We start from the raw sequence: 16,104 nt of genomic DNA, 5'->3' as shown, positions 1-16,104 counted from the left end.
CCCGGACGACGTCGTCCGGGCCTCCCACACCATCCGCGGCCATGTGCTGCGCACGCCCCTGGTGCCGGCGCCGCGCCTGTCGGAACTCACCGGGGCGCGGGTGCTGGTCAAGCACGAGAACATGCAGGCGACCGGGGCCTTCAAGGAGCGCGGCGCGGTCAACCGCCTCAGCGCCCTCACCCCGGACGAGCGCCGCCGCGGGGTGGTGGCGATGTCCGCCGGCAATCACGCGCAGGCCGTGGCCTATCACGCCCGGCGCCTCGGCATCCCGGCCACCATCGTGATGCCGGCGACGACGCCGCTGGTGAAGGTGGAAAATACCCGGGCCCACGGCGCCACCGTAGTCCTGGAGGGCGAGACCCTGGTCGAATCGGCGGCGGCCGTCGATCGCCTCGTCGCGGCGCACGGCTTCGTGCTGGTCCACCCCTACGACGATCCCCTGGTGATGGCCGGCCAGGGCACCATTGCGCTCGAGATGCTGGAGGACGCCCCCGACCTCGATTGCCTGGTGGTGCCGATCGGCGGCGGCGGGCTGATGAGCGGCATCGCCGTGGGTGCGAGCCTGCGGCCGCGGGTGGCGCTCTACGGCGTCGAGGCCGCGCTCTACCCCTCCTTCCTCAACGCCATCGACGGCGTGGACCGGCCGATCGGCGGCCCGACGCTGGCCGAGGGCATCGCCGTCAAGACCGTCGGCCGCCTGACCCTGCCGATCATCCGCGACCGCGTGCGCGAGATCGTCCTCGTCGACGAGCCGCAGATCGAGCGGGCGGTGCACGACTACGCCACGCTCCAGCGCAGCCTCGCCGAGGGCGCGGGCGCCGCCGGCCTCGCCGCGCTCCTCGCCCGCCCGGACCTGTTCGCCGGCCGCACCGTCGGGCTGGTGCTGTGCGGCGGCAACATCGACGCGCGGCTGCTCGCCTCCGTGATGGTGCGCGAATTGGAGCGCGCGGACCGGATCATCTCGTTCCGCATGACCGCGAGCGACCGGCCCGGCGTGCTCGGCCAGGTCGCGGGGCGCCTCGGCGACCTGGGTGCCAACATCCTGGAGGTCTCGCATGGCCGCCTGCATCTCGACGTGCCGGCCAAGAGCGTCTCGATCGACGTGACGATCGAGACCCGCGGGCCCGGCCACACCGCCGAGATCCTCCAGACCCTGCGCGAGGAGGGGCTGGAGCCGCGGCGGATCGGCCCGCTCGGGACCGCGGCGACGGGAGGCTGACCCGCCGCCGCGTCAGGCTCAGCGCGCCTGCTCGCGGGTGACCAGGGTGCGGCCGGGCGCGGCCTCCTGCTTGTCCTGATAGAGCGGCACCACCGCCCGCAGCCAGGCCCGGGTGTCGCGGCCGCCGTAGTTGCGGTCGATCAGGTCGCGGGTGACGTAGGCCTGAAGGTTCACCGGGCCGAAATTGTAGCCGATCAGCCCGCCGACCGCGATCTGCCCCTGCGGGCGGGACCCCGCCACGCCGGTCGGCAGGTCGGTGGAGGTGAAGGCGACGCCGCCGACCTGCCACTTGCCGAACTTCTTCGTCGCGGTCAGGTCGAGGTTCATGTAGTCGGGATAGACGACGCCCGACTTCGACGTGGTGTCGAGGAACTGGCCGTAGAACAGATGGCCGGTCAGGTTCCAGTCGTTGCCGACGTAGCTCAGCGCGAAACGGTGGGTCAGGGACGAGGTCTGGGTCGCGAAGCCCGTCTGGCTCGGCAGGTAGCCGCCGAGCAGGTAGCTGAAGCCGAAATCGTTGCCGAGGTCCCAGGCGAGCTGGGCGGCGAGCAGCGGCTGGCCGAGGCCGCTCTGCCAGTCGCTGTCCTGCGGCCTGACCGCCGAGTACGAGCCGGCGGCGAAGAGCTGCAGCCGCCCGCCGAGGATGTCCCAGGGCGTGGCCCAGGCCAGGGTCGTGGCATTGACGTTGAGCGGCGTCACCCCGGGGCCGGTGTCGCGGACGCCGAAATTCGTCGTGGTGATCCAGTACACGCCGTGCGGGATCTGCGCACCGACCGGCAGCCCGAGCGACTGGCCGGGCTGCGCCGCGGAGCCGGCGCGGGCGGGCTCGGCCGCCGCGACGAGGCCGGAGGTCGCAAGGACCGCCCCGCCCAGCGCGGCACGGGCCCGTTCCCATCCGCTCCGACGCGCTCTCCCGTTGGGGTCTGCTGCCACGGATCGTCCTCCCGTTCGTTTGATTCATCGACGAGCGACGGCGTGTTTTTCTGTCTGGCGTCGTGGCGCCGTCGCTGCTCCGTCCTGTCCCGGCGTCGCGCCGAGGCGGACCCGCCCCGGCCGGACGCGTCAGCGGCGCCCCGGCTGGACCGCCCAGCTCCGCATCCCCGGCGCCTGCAGCGCCGGCCCCGTCCCCGGCCGCTCGGCCACCATCGGGGCACCGAGGATCTGCCCCGTGCCGCGCATCTGGGAGTGGGACGAGCGCGGGTCGTGGTAGGGATGGTGGACGTAGCTGCTCATGTGGGCGCCGCCCGCCGGCATGCGCCCGCCCCCGCCGCCATCGGCCAGGGCCGCACCGGCGAGAAGGGGCACCGCCAGCGTGGCGGCGAGCGTCGAGAGGACGAACGTCTTCATGGGGCGATCCTCGATGCCGGAGCGGTTTCCCCCGTGGCAGGATATCCTGCCGCTGCTGGAAGCCGCCATCTGCGATATCGAGATCTTGTAAGAGGATATATTTTACTGATGTGCGTCCGCACACATCAGTAAAATTTCAAATTAATCCCTCGTCATTTACGACAATGTGCGCAGCGACACGCCGAGTGTCGCCGTCCGGGATTTTTTCGGGATGACGCGGCTGCGAGACCGCGCGCCACCGTCGCCCTTGAGACGGAGACGAGCCGCGCCCACCTTATCGCCAGGTGCAGAACGGAGACGGGTGCGATGGCGAATTCCTGGCAGACGGGCCCGCAAGGGGCGCCCTATGGCGGGCCCTACCAGGGCGCCTATCCGCCGGCCGGGCCGGGCTGGGGCGGGCCGCCGGTGCGGGTGGCGCACGGCTCGCTGTCGCGGCGCTTCATGGCCTACCTGCTCGACATCGTGTTCATCTTCGGCTTCAGCTGCCTGCTGTGGCTGGCGATCTCGTTCCTCGGGGTCATCACCTTCGGGGTGGCGTGGGTGCTCTACGCGATCCTGCCGGCGAGCGGCATCCTCTACAGCGCCATCACGGTCGGCGGGCCGCGCCAGAGCACGCTCGGCATGCGGATGCTCGGGTTGCGGGCGGTGCGGGCGACGACCGGCGGGCCGGTGGACTGGATCACCGCCTCGGTCCACGCGCTGCTGTTCTACCTCGCGCTGTCGACCTTCCTGCTCTGGCTCCTCGACATCGGCATCGGCGTGGTGCGGGCCGACCGGCGCATGGGCCACGACCTCGTCATCGACCTCGCGGTGGTGCGCGACATCTGAGGCTCCCACCGCCCGGAGGCTGCAACCTTCGGGCGCCTGCCGCGCTTAAATCCCGGGAATCGGCGCCGGCGCGCCACCCGCCTGTTGAGGCGGGCCGCGCCGGTGCTATCCTGGCCCTCCCGGCGGCGCAGATGCCGGCCCCTGCCTGCGAGCACGACGAAGCGTGACCAGCCATCCGCGGGACGCACCGCAGTTCTACCTCACGGCGCCCTCGCCCTGCCCCTACCTGCCGGGGCAGCAGGAGCGGAAGGTCTTTACGCATCTCGTCGGCCGGCGCGCCCGCGACCTCAACGAGATCCTGACGCAGGGGGGCTTCCGCCGCTCGCAGACCATCGCCTACCGGCCGGCCTGCGAGACCTGCCGCGCCTGCATCTCGGTGCGGGTGGTGGTGGACGACTTCCGGCCGAGCGACAGCCAGCGCCGGGTGCTGAAACGCAGCCGCGACCTCGTCGGCCAGGTCCAGCCCAACCGGCCGGCCTCGGAGCAGTACGCGCTGTTTCGCCGCTACCTCGACGCCCGCCACGGCGACGGCGGCATGGTCGACATGACCGTGCTCGACTACGCCATGATGATCGAGGACAGCCACGTCGACACCCACCTGGTGGTCTACCGCAAGCGTGGGCCCGACACCGCCATCAACGGCCGCGGCGTCGGCGGGCCGGTCGCGGTCTGCCTCACCGACGTGCTCTCCGACGGGCTGTCGATGGTCTATTCGTTCTACGATCCCCTCGAGGCCGAGCGCTCCCTCGGCACCTACATGATCCTCGACCACATCGAGCGCGCCCGCAGCCTTGGCCTGCCGTATCTCTATCTGGGCTACTGGGTCGAGGGCTCGCGCAAGATGCAGTACAAGGCCAAGTTCACCCCCCAGGAACGGCTGATGCCGAACGGCTGGGCCCGGGTCGAGGAGACCTGAGCGGCCCAGACCTGTCGCCGCCCGGCCACAGGACCAGGCCTTTTCTTTTTCGCCTTCGTAACCCGGCCGGACGAAGCTTGACCGGACGCACCCGGCCCTGCCCCATCTTCATGCCGAAGCGGTGCCGCGACGCCGCAGGCCCCGGGGGAGACGACGGATGGGCAAGGATTTCGGGCGGCTGCGCCGGACAGGTCTGATCGCCGCGTGGCTCGCCGGCACGGCGCTCGCGGGCGTCGAGGGCGCGGCCGCGCAGGGCGTGACCGGGCTCACGGTCTTCGGCGACAGCTACGCCGATACCGGCAACGTGGTGCGCCTCACCGGCCGGCCCCTCGGCTTTCCCTACGTGAACGGCCGCTACTCCAACGGCGCCAACTTCGTCGACGGGCTGCAGGCGATCTACGGCCTGCCGGATGCCGCGGTGACGAACTACGCCGTCGGCGGCGCCCAGACCGGCACCGGCAATGTCGGCTCGGCCCTGCTGCCCGGCCTCACCCAGGAGGTGGCGGCGTTCCTGGCCCGCGGCCAGCGCCTCGGCGCCGGCGACCTCGTCGCGATCAACATCGGCGGCAACGACGGCATCGGCGCGGCTTTGTCGGGGCTCACCGCCGCCCAGGCGCCGGTGCTCGGCCGGATCTCGGCGGCGAACGCCGTCGGCAATGTCGGGCAGATCGTCGGCGCCGGCGCGCAAACGATCGTGTTCAACGGCTTCACCACCCTGAACGGCCTGCCGCGGGTCGCCGCCTCCGGCAACGCCCCGGCGGCCGACCTCTTCGCCCGCACCTATTTCGACGGGCTGCAGGCCGGCCTCGCGCCGTATTCCGCCGCCGGCACCCGGATCTTCCTCCTCGACAACGGCCAGATCTTCCAGCGCATCATCGCCGATCCGGGCCGCTACGGCTTTGCCAACACCACCACGCCCTGCGCCCTCGCCGCCGCCTGCATCGGCGCTCCGAAGGCGGTGCAGAACACGTATCTCTCCCTCGACGGCGTCCATCTGACCGAGGGCGGCTACCTCGTCCTGTCGCGCTACATGGCGAACGCGCTCGCCGCGCCGAACGGCATCGCCGCCCAGGCCGAGCTCGGCCAGATCGGCACGACGAGCTTCGCCGGATCCCTGCTCCAGCGCCTCGACGCCTACCGGCTCTTCGCCCCCGCTCCCGGCGCGACGACCGGCGCGCTCGGCACCACCGGCGTCGCGCCGCTCGGCGCCCCGTCGAGCCCGCTGATCGTGTGGGGACAGGGCGGATACGCCGGGGGCAGCCGCGCCAGCCGCGGGTTCGCCACCGGCTACGATTACGACAGCCCGAGCGGCACGATCGGCCTCGAGGCCACGCCGATGCCGGGCGTGCGCTTCGGCTTCGCCTTCAACTACGCCAACCCGCACGCGTCCTTGCGGGGCGGCGCCGGCGCGATCGACGTCGACAGCTACGGCTTTGCCGCCTACGGCTCGTTCACCGGCACGAACCTCTTCGCCGACGCGGTGCTGGCCTATGGCCGCCACGACTACGCGGTCACCCGCCCCGGCGTGGTCGATCCGCTGAACGGCGCCACCAGTGGCGACAGCGTCGCGGTGGCGGCGAAGGCCGGCTACCTGTTCGACGCGTTCGGTCCCGTGCGCCTCGGCCCGATCGTCGGCCTGACCTACGCCACCACCCGGGTCGGCGCCTATACCGAGCGGGGCGACCCGGTGCTGACGCAGGCCGTCGGCGCCACCGGCCTCGAATCGCTCGTCGGCCGCGCCGGATTGCAGGTCCGCGCCGCGCCCTTCCCCCTCGTCGGCCTGCCGGTGCGCGCCTTCGTCAACGTCACCGCCGAGCACGAATTCCTGGATGGCGGCCGCACGCTGACGACCTCCTTCACCTCGACCCCGCTCCTGCCGATCCTCACCCCGCTCGGCCGCGGGGCGCGGGGCACCTATGGCCTCGTCGAGGCGGGTCTTGCCGCCGACGTGACGCCGGGCGTGAGCCTGACGCTCACCGGCGGCACCACCTTCGCCCGGACGGGTGGGGATGGGTATGCGGTGAATGGCGGGCTGACGATGCGGTTCTGAGGTGGCGCGGGCTGCGACCGGTCCGCACCACCGGTCACCTACTCGTCTGGGAAGTCGTTGAGGCGGCGGGTGAGGTCGTCCAGCATCCAGGCATCGACTGGCGCGAGACGGTTGGTTTCGTAGAGGTCGCGCACGATCTGAAGGGCGCGTTCGAGATAGGCGCGTTTTCCTGTCTTGACGACCTCCGACAAATTGACGTTGGAAACCACGAGGTCGCGCTGCCACTGAGTGTTGGCCGGATCGCGCTGAGCGAGGCTCCGGGCAATGTCCAGCCCCGCTTGGTGCGCCGCCAGGGCTCCGGCTCCATCACCCTGCGACACTAGAACGTCGCCGATCTTGTTGTGACTGACCGACAGATCGCGCTGCCACTCCGTGTTGGCCGGATCGCGTTGAGCGAGGCTCCGGGCAATGTCCTGTCCCGCTTGGTACGCCGCCAGGGCTCCGGCTCCATCACCTTGCGCCACCAGAACGTCGCCGATCTTACTGTGGCTGACCGATAGATCGCGCTGCCACTGAGTGTTGGCCGGATCACGCTGAGCGAGAGCGGTGCGGAGCGCGAGCGAAGCCTGGTACGCCGCCAGGGCTCCGGCTCCATCGCCCTGCGCCACCAGAACATTGCCGATACGATCGTGACTGACCGACAGGTCACGCTGCCACTCCGTGTTGGCCGGATCGCGCCGAGCGAGGCTCCGGGCAATGTCCAGCCCCGCTTGGTACGCCGCCAGGGCTCCGGCTCCATCACCCTGCGCCACCAGAACATTGCCGATACGATCGTGACTGGCCGACAGGTCGCGCTGCCACTCCGTGTTGGCCGGATCGCGCTGAGCGAGGCTCCGGGCAATGTCCAGCCCGGCTTGGTACGCCGCCAGGGCTCCGGCTCGATCACCCTGCACCACCAGAACGTCGCCGATCTTACTGTGACTGACCGACAGGTCGCGCTGCCACTCCGTGTTGGCCGGATCGCGCTGAGCGAGAGCGGTGCGGAGCGCGAGCGAAGCCTGGTACGCCGCCAGGGCTCCGGCTCCATCACCCTGCGCCACCAGAATGTCGCCGATCCGGTCGTGACTGACCGACAGGTCGCGCTGCCACTCCGTGTTGGCCGGATCGCGCTGAGCGAGAGCGGTGCGGAGCGCGAGCGAAGCCTGGTACGCCGCCAGGGCTCCGGCTCCATCGCCCTGCGCCACCAGAACGTCGCCGATCTTATTATGACTGACCGACAAATCGCGCTGCCACTCCGTGTTGGCCGGATCGCGCTGAGCGAGAACGGTGCGGAGCGCGAGCGAAGCCTGGTACGCCGCCAGAGCTTCGGCTCCATCACCCTGCGCCACCAGAACGTCGCCGATCCGCTCGTGACTGTTCGAGATATTGCGTTCGTCTTGATCCGCCATCGCTGCAGAACGAGCGCGGTGATAAGCTCCTAGCGCATCCTGGCTGTTTCCCAGCAAGATTTGGATATCGCCGATCTCGCCCCACAAAGCTGCATCGGAACCGCCAATCCGCGCGATTTCCTCAAGTATCGCCAACCTGCCGGTATGATCGGACAGGATGCGCTGCACCTCGGCCTGCTCCTTCAGGAGCGGAATCAGGCGCCGTGCATGCGCTTCGTTCTCCTCGGCGATGCGTGCGGTCAGGACGCTCAGGGCTTCGCTCGGCTTGAGATCCTGAACCAGGCTTCGCGACCGCTCGACGGTGGCAGCGATGTCGACATCGTTCGACGGGGCCGGCGGCTTTCGGCCATGGGCCCGGGACACCTTGATGTACTCCCGCAGCAGCCTCGGAATGTCGGCGACCGCCATATTCTGAGCTCCAAGTCTTTCGAGAATGGTCTTTCGAGAATGTGCTGCAAATCGGCAAACGGAATATGATTCTCCCTCGCGACCGGAAGGGCCTGGAACGCGATGAGATGCTCCCGGACGACCGTACCGGGCACCACGTAGGCTTCCCGGAGATGGGTCTCGCCGACATTCCCCTGGAAGGTCGCGAGGCTGAGGACGCCGGCGAGCTGCTGGCCCCTGGTCAGGAAGACGGGTGAGCCGCTGGAGCCGCGATTCGGCCATTAGCCGGCGGAATTCGCGCCGGTGAACTGGCGCAGTCCATCCGCACCGATCATCTCGGCGAGCTTCCCGATGATCTCGACCTGGAACGGGCCGCCCGGACGCCCGGGATCGACCAACCCGGCCAAGGCCTGTGCCTCCCCCGTCTCCCTGGCCGTGTCGGCGGCGGCCTGCAAGGCAACGATGTCGGGCGGGACCGCACTGGGCGACAGGAGCACCAGGTCCGGCGCAGGTCCCCGGCCGAGATCACAGTCGCTCAAGAGCGATCCGACGATGGCCGACGCGGCGGGATCGCGATGATAAGGAAAGATGATCTCGACCTGCGTCTCAGTGCCTCCGTCTTTTGCCGTCGCCGTCGTCCAGACATGACGGCATGTCGCGACGTAGCCACCCTCGATGAACGCGCCGCAGCCGACGAAAGTGCGGCGCGGATGGGTCGCGTAGATGTGGACGAGGCTCTTCTGAATCATCGAGCGGCGGAGATCCAGATCATGACGGCCCGGATGATAGTCGAATTGCCGGACGGGCACCAAGTCCTGATCGGCGCGCCAGAGGGCGGGGCGATGGGGAAAATCGGCATCGCCGACGACGTCGCGCGCAAGACCAAGGACAGTTCAAGACGGCGCTCGGCTCGCTCGCCGGCCTGGTGAAGGCGATGGAGGAGACGGTCGGCGCCCTGCCGAACCGGCCGGACGGGATCAAGATGGAGTTCGGCGCCTCGCTCACCGGCGAGTGCGACCTGTGGATCGTCTCGGGCGACACCGAGGCCGAGTTAGAGGTCACGCTGACCTGGGGAAACGGCAAATAGCCGGGGCAAGTCGCCGGGACGAGGGAAAGGCATGCACCGGTGGGCGGCGCGGGCCACCGCCCTCCCCTTCCTTGCCTTCTCGACCCGCTTCCCCTAGCCGTCGCGGCATCACCCCCCGCCCCGACGAGCAGGAGCCCCGACGATGATCCCCCGCTACAGCCGGCCCGAGATGACGGCGATCTGGTCGCCGGAGACGCGTTTCCGGATCTGGTTCGAGATCGAGGCCCATGCCACGACCGCGCTCGCCGAACTCGGCGTCGTGCCGAAGGAGGCCGCCGCGACGGTGTGGGAGAAGGGCCGCGACGCGGTGTTCGACGTCGCGCGCATCGACGAGATCGAGCGCGTCACCAAGCACGACGTGATCGCGTTCCTGACCCATCTCGCCGAGATCGTCGGGCCAGAGGCGCGCTTCGTCCACCAGGGCATGACCTCGTCGGACGTGCTCGATACCTGCCTCAACGTGCAGCTCGCCCGCGCCGCCGACTTGCTCATTGCCGACATCGACGGGCTCTTGGCCGCGCTCAAGCGCCGGGCCTTCGAGCACAAGCTCACCCCGACCATCGGCCGCTCGCACGGCATCCACGCCGAGCCGGTCACCTTCGGGCTCAAACTCGCCCAGGCCTATGCCGAGTTCGAGCGGGCGCGCGCCCGTCTCGTCGCGGCCCGCGCCGAGATCGCCACCTGCGCCATCTCGGGGGCGGTCGGCACCTTCGCCAATATCGACCCGCGGGTGGAAGAGTACGTCGCCGCCCAGATGGGCCTCACGGTCGAGCCGGTCTCGACCCAGGTCATCCCGCGCGACCGCCACGCGATGTTCTTCGCGGTGCTCGGCGTCGTCGCCTCGTCGATCGAGCGGCTGTCGATCGAGGTGCGCCACCTCCAGCGCACCGAGGTGTTGGAGGCGGAAGAGTACTTCTCCGAGGGCCAGAAGGGCTCCTCGGCGATGCCGCACAAGCGCAACCCGGTGCTGACCGAGAACCTGACTGGCCTCGCCCGCATGGTCCGGTCCTACGCGCTGCCGGCGATGGAGAACGTGGCGCTCTGGCACGAGCGCGACATCTCGCATTCCTCGGTCGAGCGGATGATCGGCCCGGACGCCACCGTGACCCTCGATTTCGCGCTCGCCCGCCTCACCGGCGTGGTCGACAAGCTGCTGGTCTATCCCGAGCAGATGCAGCGCAACCTCGACCGGCTCGGCGGCCTCGTCCACTCGCAGCGGGTGCTCCTGGCGCTCACGCAAGCCGGCGTGTCGCGCGAGGACGCCTATCGGCTGGTCCAGCGCAACGCGATGCCGGTCTGGCGCGGCGAGGGCGACTTCCTCACCCTGCTCCAGGCCGACAAGGAAGTCACCGCGGCGCTCAAGCCCGAGGCGATCGCCGAGTGCTTCGACCTCGGCTACCACCTCAAGCACGTCGACACGATCTTCCGGCGGGTGTTTGGGTCGGCAGAGTAAGATGAAAGGCCGGGCGCCGCGCGGCGCCCGGCCGCATGAGACTCTCGTTTATCGAAGAAATATCATATAATATTTTTATCATAAATATTTTTAACTAAGCGATATCTGATGATGCCGCACGTGATGGCGATCGATCGCCCATAGATAGAGGCGACATCACCGTAAGCCATGAACCGTCCGTGGAGTCGCGCCCCTGTATCGAATATGATACACTCGTCGCGTGAAACCGATTTCCTTCCTCGGCGACAGCCGCAGCGTCCTGCAGCACTTTCCCGATGCGGCGCGTTATCAGGCCGGGGTCGAGCTGCGGGCCGTCCAGACGGACCTGGAGCCGAGCGACTGGAAGCCGATGAAGACGGTCGGCCCGGGAGTGAGGGAGATCCGCATCCGGGAAAGGTCCGGCGCATTCAGAATCATCTACCTGGCGACGCTGCCGGATCGCGTCTTGGTGCTGCACGCTTTCCAGAAGAAGACGCAGCAGACGGCCCGGACCGATATCGAACTTGCGGCCAAACGACTTAGGGATTGGCAGGCACGACATGACGACTGAGACCTTCGCCAACGTCTTCGACGCCCTGACCGACGATCCGGCGGCAGCCGCCAACATGACGGCGCGGGCGGACCTGCTGCTCCAGATCCGCGAGCGGATCCGGAGCTGGGACCTGCCTCAGGAGCAGGCGGCGGCCCGCCTGGGCCTGACGCGCCCGCGGCTCAACGACATGATGCGCGGCAAGCTCGACAAGTTCTCGCTCGACGCCCTCGTCAACATCGCCACCGCCGCCGGCTTCGTCCTGCGCATCCACCTGGAGGATGCCGCCTGAGGCTGAAAGGGTCAGACCCGCGCCCGCGGGTCGTGCCGCCCCAGGCGCTCCAGCAAGAAGTCCACCTCGGCGCGGGCCGCCGCCGACAGGCCGCCGGCGGGCTTGCGCTGGGCGTCCGAAGCGAGGATGCCCCGGCGCATCAGCACGTATTTGCGCACCGCGAGGCCGACGCCGGGCTGCTGCTCGTAGCGCAGGAGCGGCAGGTGGGCGTCGAAGATGTCGTGCGCCTGCGCCCGCTCGCCGGCCGCCGAGAGGCGGACGACATCCACCAGCATCTCCGGGAAGGCGTAGCCGGTATTGGCCCCGTCGGCGCCGCGCTCGCACTCGAAGTCGAGGAAGAGGCCGCCATTGCCGCACAGGATCGAGATCGGCCGCATCGACCCGTCGCGCTGGAAGGCGCGCAGCGCGGAGATCTTCTCGAGGCCCGGCCAGTCCTCGTGCTTGAGCATCACGCAATTGGCGTTGTCGGCGACGATGCGGCGGATCACGCCCGGCGTCATCACCACGCTCAGGGTCAGCGGGTAGTCCTGGATCACGAACGGCACGTCCGGCCCGATCACCTCGGCGGCCTGGGCGTAGTAGCCGACGATCTGGTCGTCGGTGCGCAAGGACGGCGGCGGCGCGATCATCACGCCGGCTGCGCCCGCCTCCATGACGGCGCGGGTGAGCGAGCCCATGGCGGCGAAGCCCGGGGCCGAGACGCCGATGATGACGGGAAGCCTGGTGCGCCGGATCACCCGGGAGGCGACCGCGATCGCCTCGGCGCCGTCGAGCTTGGGCGCCTCGCCCATCATGCCGAGCACGGTGAGGCCGGTCGCGCCGATCTCGCCGTAGAAATCGGTCATCCGGTCGATCGAGGCCTCGTCGATGCGGCCGTCCGGGTGGAACGGGGTCGGGGCGATGGGGAAGACGCCCTTCGCGTCGGGGGTGAGCCGCATGTCGTGTCCTCTCCGTGTCGGCGAACGATAGGTCGCGCGCGCAACGGAGCGCAACCGCCCCGCGCGCCGGGGGCCCGCCTGATTCGCGCAGGGCGGGGCGGCCGGAATCGCGCTTGCCGCCGGGCGCCGCGTGGTGCTTGAAGGGCGACTTGTTCGTGTATGGCCGCGCCGCCGGCCCCGCGAGAGGAAGACCCGCCATGTCCCGCATCGTCTACGTCAACGGCCGCTTCGTGCCCTTCGAGGAGGCGACGATCCCGATCATGGACCGCGGGTTCCTGTTCGCCGACGGGATCTACGAGGTGAGCGCGGTGCTCGACGGGCGCCTCGTCGACAACGAGGCCCATCTCGCGCGCCTCGACCGGTCGCTCTCCGAGATCGGCATCCGCAACCCCCACAGCATCGCCGAGTGGACGAGGCTCGAGGAGGAGCTGGTCGCCCGCAACGGCCTCGAGGAAGGCCTCGTCTACATGGAGGTGACCCGCGGCGTCGCCGAGCGCGACTTCGCCTTCCCGCCCGAGGGCACGCCGCCGACCGTGGTGATGTTCACGCAAGCCAAGACCGTCTCGGCCAACCCGCTGGCCGAGCGCGGCGCGAAGGTCATCACCGTCGAGGACCTGCGCTGGAAGCGCCGGGACATCAAGTCGGTGGCCCTGCTCGCGCAGGTGCTGGCCAAGCAGCAGGCCGCCGCCGCCGGCGTCGCCGAGGCCTGGATGCACGAGGACGGCTTCGTGACCGAGGGCGGCTCCTCCACCGCCTTCATCATCACCGAGGACAACCGTATCGTCACCCGCCCGCTCTCGACGGCCCTGCTCCCCGGCATCACCCGCCGCGCGGTGATGCGGCTCGCCGAGGAGAACGGGCTCACGGTCGAGGAGCGCGCCTTCACGGTCGCGGAGGCGGAGGCCGCCGCCGAGGCGTTCTTCACCTCGGCCTCGGCCTTCGTGATGCCGGTGATCGAGATCGACGGGAAGCGGGTCGGCGGCGGCCAGCCCGGCCCGATGACCCGGCGCCTGCGCGACCTCTACCTGGAGATGGCCAGGGCCGGCTGACGGCAAGGACGGCTGCGCGTCGTTCCGCCTGCCGCGGACGGCCGGCTCGCTCGCGGATTGCCCCGGAAAGTCCCGGGCATGTCCGCGGCGACCGACGGAGACCGCGACGCGCTCGTATCGGGCGCCGATACGTCTCGCTTGATCAGACCGTATCGGCGTGCGATACCAAATGCCGATGAGGGGGCCGCCTCGTGATCCGCAGCTTCGCCGATGACCGGACCCGCCACGTCTTCGAGGGACGGCATCCGAAGGGTATCCCGGCCGACATTCTCAAGACGGCCCGGCGCAAGCTCGACTATCTGGACGCGGCAACCTCCCTCGACGCCCTGAAGGTTCCGCCGGGCAACAAGCTGCATCCGCTGCTCCGCACGAGCGCCGGGCAACACGCCATCCGGATCAACGATCAGTTCCGCGTGTGCTTTCGCTGGACGGAAATCGGACCGGAGGACGTGGAGATCGTCGACTATCACTGATGACCACCGTTCCGGGCAGCGCCCTGCTCCGTGGGAGACGACCGGCATGAGCACCGAGTACGAGAGCGATACCGTCCTGCCGCCGATGCACCCGGGCGAGGTGCTGCGGGAAGAGTTCATGGTTCCGCTGAACCTGACGGCCTACGCCATCGCGAAGGCGTGTCGCGTGCCGCGGACGCGGATCGAGCGCATCGCCCGCGAGGAGATCGGCATCACCGCCGATACCGCCCTGCGGCTCGGACGCTATTTCGGAATGGACCCGCAGGTCTGGGTGAACCTCCAGAGCCGTTTCGACCTGCTGACCGCCCGCGCGGCGATCGGTGCGGCGATGGACGACATCCGCCCCCTGCAGCGAGAGGCGGCCTAAGCGCGGCCGGAACCCTCGGGAGCCGGCCCGGTTTCCTTCGGGAGACTCCACTTGCAGGAGAAACCCGATGTCCAAGCTGATGCGCGGCGGGCTCGCCGCGCTGGCGATCGTCGCCGGCGCCACCGCCGCCCTCGCCCAGTCGCCCGAGGTACCCCTGAAGGGGCGCGACCGCGATCCGAACCTGCCGCCCCTGAACCAGACCATCCCCGAGAAGGTCCGGCCCGGCGATGCGACCTCGAACGCCGACAAGTCCGACACCACTGGCTCGACGCTGAGCGACAAGCTCCAGCGCTCCGACGGCGTGATCAAGCCGCCGGCCACCGGCACGCCCGACATGGCGGTGAGGCCGCCGGATCCGACCCCGAACTCGACCCCGGTGATCAAGCCCGGCGAGCTGCCGGGCCAGGGTCCCGGCACCGAGGCGAAGTAGGCCCCTGTCCCCGCGCGCCTGACGCATCTCCCGGGCCCAGCTTGATTTCCCGGCCCGGATCGCCGAAGAGCGCATACGCGTGACACCATTCGCAGCCGATCAGCCCCGCGCCTCGTGCGCCGGGGCTTTTCGCGCGGCGGGCAGGGACGGGTAGTAGTGATATGGCGAACGTCGTCGTCGTGGGCGCCCAGTGGGGCGACGAGGGCAAGGGCAAGATCGTCGACTGGCTCTCCGAGCAGGCCGATGTCGTGGTGCGCTTCCAGGGCGGGCACAATGCCGGCCACACCCTCGTCATCGACGGCGTGACCTACAAGCTGTCGCTCCTGCCCTCGGGCGTGGTGCGCGGCGGCACCCTGTCGGTCATCGGCAACGGCGTGGTGGTCGATCCCTGGCACCTCGTGGAGGAAATCGCCCGGATCGGCCAGCAGGGCGTGACCATCACCCCCGAGAACCTGCGCATCGCCGACAACGCGACGCTGATCCTGCCGCTGCACCGCGAGCTCGACCACTTCCGCGAGACCTCGAACGCGGTGCTCAAGATCGGCACCACCAAGCGCGGCATCGGCCCGGCCTACGAGGACAAGGTCGGCCGCCGGGCGATCCGCGTCGTCGACCTCGCCGATGCCGAGATGCTCGATGCCAAGATCTCGCGGCTGCTCGCCCACCACAACGCCCTGCGCCGGGGGCTGGGCATCGACGAGATCGACGGCGCGGCGCTGAAGGCCGAGCTGCTCGCCATCGCCCCCAAGATCCTGCCCTTCGCCGACACGGTGTGGTCGCTCCTCGACGACGCCCGCCGCTCGGGCAAGCGCATCCTGTTCGAGGGCGCGCAGGGCGCCCTTCTCGACGTCGACCACGGCACCTACCCGTACGTGACCTCGTCCAACATCGTGGCCGCGCAGGCGGCGACGGGGTCGGGCCTCGGCCCGGGCGCGATCGGCTACGTGCTCGGCATCGTCAAGGCCTACACCACCCGGGTCGGCGAGGGGCCGTTCCCGACCGAGCTCACCGACGCGATCGGCGAGCGGATCGGCGAGCGCGGCCGCGAGTTCGGCGTCGTGACCGGCCGCAAGCGCCGCTGCGGCTGGTTCGACGCCGCCCTGGTGCGCCAGACCGTGCGGACCTCGGGGATCGACGGCATCGCGCTCACGAAGCTCGACATCCTGGACGGCTTCGAGACGATCCAGATCTGCACCGGCTACCGCCTCGACGGCCGCGAGATCGACCACCTGCCGGCGAGCCAGGCCGACCAGGCCCGGGTCGAGCCGATCTACGAGGCCTTCGAGGGCTGGAGCGAGACCACCGCGGGCGGACGCTCCTGGGCCGACCTGCCGGCCCAGGAGCGTCCGCC

At 69.8% G+C, this 16,104-nt stretch carries 18 protein-coding genes; 13 read left to right on the top strand and 5 right to left on the bottom strand.

Annotated features, from left to right (window positions below):
- Positions 1 to 1,219: threonine ammonia-lyase (locus tag QR78_RS29185; protein ID WP_048431122.1), on the top strand; the 1,219-nt coding region annotated here is incomplete at its 5' end.
- 18 nt (positions 1,220 to 1,237) lie between these two features.
- On the opposite strand, the gene QR78_RS29180 is transcribed toward QR78_RS29185, so the two are convergent.
- A complete protein-coding gene (locus tag QR78_RS29180) occupies positions 1,238 to 2,152 on the bottom strand; it encodes a transporter (RefSeq protein ID WP_053221152.1) in 915 nt (304 codons plus the stop codon).
- A 129-nt stretch (positions 2,153 to 2,281) separates the two neighbouring features.
- Positions 2,282 to 2,566, bottom strand: a complete 285-nt coding sequence (locus QR78_RS29175) for a hypothetical protein (RefSeq protein WP_053221151.1) — start codon at positions 2,564 to 2,566, stop codon at positions 2,282 to 2,284.
- Positions 2,567 to 2,872: 306 nt separating this feature from the next.
- On the opposite strand from QR78_RS29175, the gene QR78_RS29170 reads away from it, so the two are divergent.
- From QR78_RS29170 to QR78_RS29160, 3 genes are all read left to right on the top strand, one after another.
- Entirely contained in the window at positions 2,873 to 3,394 is a 522-nt protein-coding gene (locus QR78_RS29170) for an RDD family protein (protein ID WP_048431121.1), read from the top strand.
- Positions 3,395 to 3,557: 163 nt separating this feature from the next.
- Positions 3,558 to 4,310 (top strand): arginyltransferase, encoded by a 753-nt coding sequence (locus QR78_RS29165; protein WP_048431120.1) that lies wholly within the window; start codon positions 3,558 to 3,560, stop codon positions 4,308 to 4,310.
- Positions 4,311 to 4,467: 157 nt separating this feature from the next.
- Positions 4,468 to 6,360 carry an autotransporter domain-containing protein gene (locus tag QR78_RS29160; protein ID WP_053221150.1) on the top strand — a complete coding sequence of 631 codons (1,893 nt, stop codon included), beginning with the start codon at positions 4,468 to 4,470 and terminating at the stop codon, positions 6,358 to 6,360.
- 38 nt (positions 6,361 to 6,398) lie between these two features.
- Here QR78_RS29160 and QR78_RS29155 read toward each other — a convergent pair whose 3' ends face one another.
- Together QR78_RS29155 and QR78_RS29150 are read right to left on the bottom strand one after the other, a co-directional pair.
- Complete coding sequence (locus QR78_RS29155) at positions 6,399 to 8,156, bottom strand: tetratricopeptide repeat protein (RefSeq protein ID WP_053221149.1); 1,758 nt, start codon at positions 8,154 to 8,156, stop codon at positions 6,399 to 6,401.
- Positions 8,157 to 8,416: 260 nt separating this feature from the next.
- The gene (locus QR78_RS29150) at positions 8,417 to 8,884 is read right to left on the bottom strand and encodes a hypothetical protein (RefSeq protein ID WP_048431119.1); all 468 of its coding nucleotides are present in this window, start codon (positions 8,882 to 8,884) and stop codon (positions 8,417 to 8,419) included.
- Between the two features lie 44 nt (positions 8,885 to 8,928).
- Here QR78_RS29150 and QR78_RS36320 point away from each other — a divergent pair, with 44 nt between their 5' ends.
- The 4 genes from QR78_RS36320 to QR78_RS29135 all read left to right on the top strand — a co-directional run bounded on the left by QR78_RS36320 (position 8,929) and on the right by QR78_RS29135 (position 11,496).
- Positions 8,929 to 9,222, top strand: a complete 294-nt coding sequence (locus QR78_RS36320) for a CU044_2847 family protein (RefSeq protein WP_244276233.1) — start codon at positions 8,929 to 8,931, stop codon at positions 9,220 to 9,222.
- A gap of 142 nt (positions 9,223 to 9,364) precedes the next feature.
- A complete protein-coding gene (purB, locus tag QR78_RS29145) occupies positions 9,365 to 10,675 on the top strand; it encodes an adenylosuccinate lyase (protein ID WP_048431118.1) in 1,311 nt (436 codons plus the stop codon).
- 220 nt (positions 10,676 to 10,895) lie between these two features.
- Positions 10,896 to 11,225 carry a type II toxin-antitoxin system RelE/ParE family toxin gene (locus QR78_RS29140; protein ID WP_048431117.1) on the top strand — a complete coding sequence of 110 codons (330 nt, stop codon included), beginning with the start codon at positions 10,896 to 10,898 and terminating at the stop codon, positions 11,223 to 11,225.
- Positions 11,215 to 11,496: a helix-turn-helix domain-containing protein gene (locus QR78_RS29135; RefSeq protein WP_048431116.1), complete on the top strand. Its 282-nt coding sequence runs from the start codon at positions 11,215 to 11,217 to the stop codon at positions 11,494 to 11,496. The genes QR78_RS29140 and QR78_RS29135 overlap by 11 nt, the downstream gene beginning before the upstream one ends.
- A gap of 11 nt (positions 11,497 to 11,507) precedes the next feature.
- On the opposite strand, the gene QR78_RS29130 is transcribed toward QR78_RS29135, so the two are convergent.
- Positions 11,508 to 12,434, bottom strand: a complete 927-nt coding sequence (locus tag QR78_RS29130) for a dihydrodipicolinate synthase family protein (RefSeq protein WP_048431115.1) — start codon at positions 12,432 to 12,434, stop codon at positions 11,508 to 11,510.
- A 197-nt stretch (positions 12,435 to 12,631) separates the two neighbouring features.
- Between QR78_RS29130 and QR78_RS29125 the strand changes: the two genes are divergently transcribed.
- The 5 genes from QR78_RS29125 to QR78_RS29105 all read left to right on the top strand — a co-directional run.
- Positions 12,632 to 13,483 carry a D-amino-acid transaminase gene (locus QR78_RS29125; protein ID WP_048431114.1) on the top strand — a complete coding sequence of 284 codons (852 nt, stop codon included), beginning with the start codon at positions 12,632 to 12,634 and terminating at the stop codon, positions 13,481 to 13,483.
- A 191-nt stretch (positions 13,484 to 13,674) separates the two neighbouring features.
- A complete protein-coding gene (locus QR78_RS29120) occupies positions 13,675 to 13,956 on the top strand; it encodes a type II toxin-antitoxin system RelE/ParE family toxin (protein WP_048431113.1) in 282 nt (93 codons plus the stop codon).
- A 46-nt stretch (positions 13,957 to 14,002) separates the two neighbouring features.
- A complete protein-coding gene (locus QR78_RS29115) occupies positions 14,003 to 14,323 on the top strand; it encodes a HigA family addiction module antitoxin (RefSeq protein ID WP_048431112.1) in 321 nt (106 codons plus the stop codon).
- Between the two features lie 67 nt (positions 14,324 to 14,390).
- A complete protein-coding gene (locus QR78_RS29110; RefSeq protein WP_048431111.1) occupies positions 14,391 to 14,753 on the top strand; it encodes a hypothetical protein in 363 nt (120 codons plus the stop codon).
- Positions 14,754 to 14,914: 161 nt separating this feature from the next.
- On the top strand, positions 14,915 to 16,104 hold a 1,190-nt coding region (locus QR78_RS29105; RefSeq protein ID WP_048431110.1), incomplete at its 3' end, for an adenylosuccinate synthase.

It is taken from the genome of Methylobacterium indicum (assembly GCF_001043895.1).
Taxonomy (GTDB): Bacteria; Pseudomonadota; Alphaproteobacteria; order Rhizobiales; family Beijerinckiaceae; genus Methylobacterium; species Methylobacterium indicum.
This window is presented reverse-complemented; position numbering and strand designations above follow the sequence as displayed.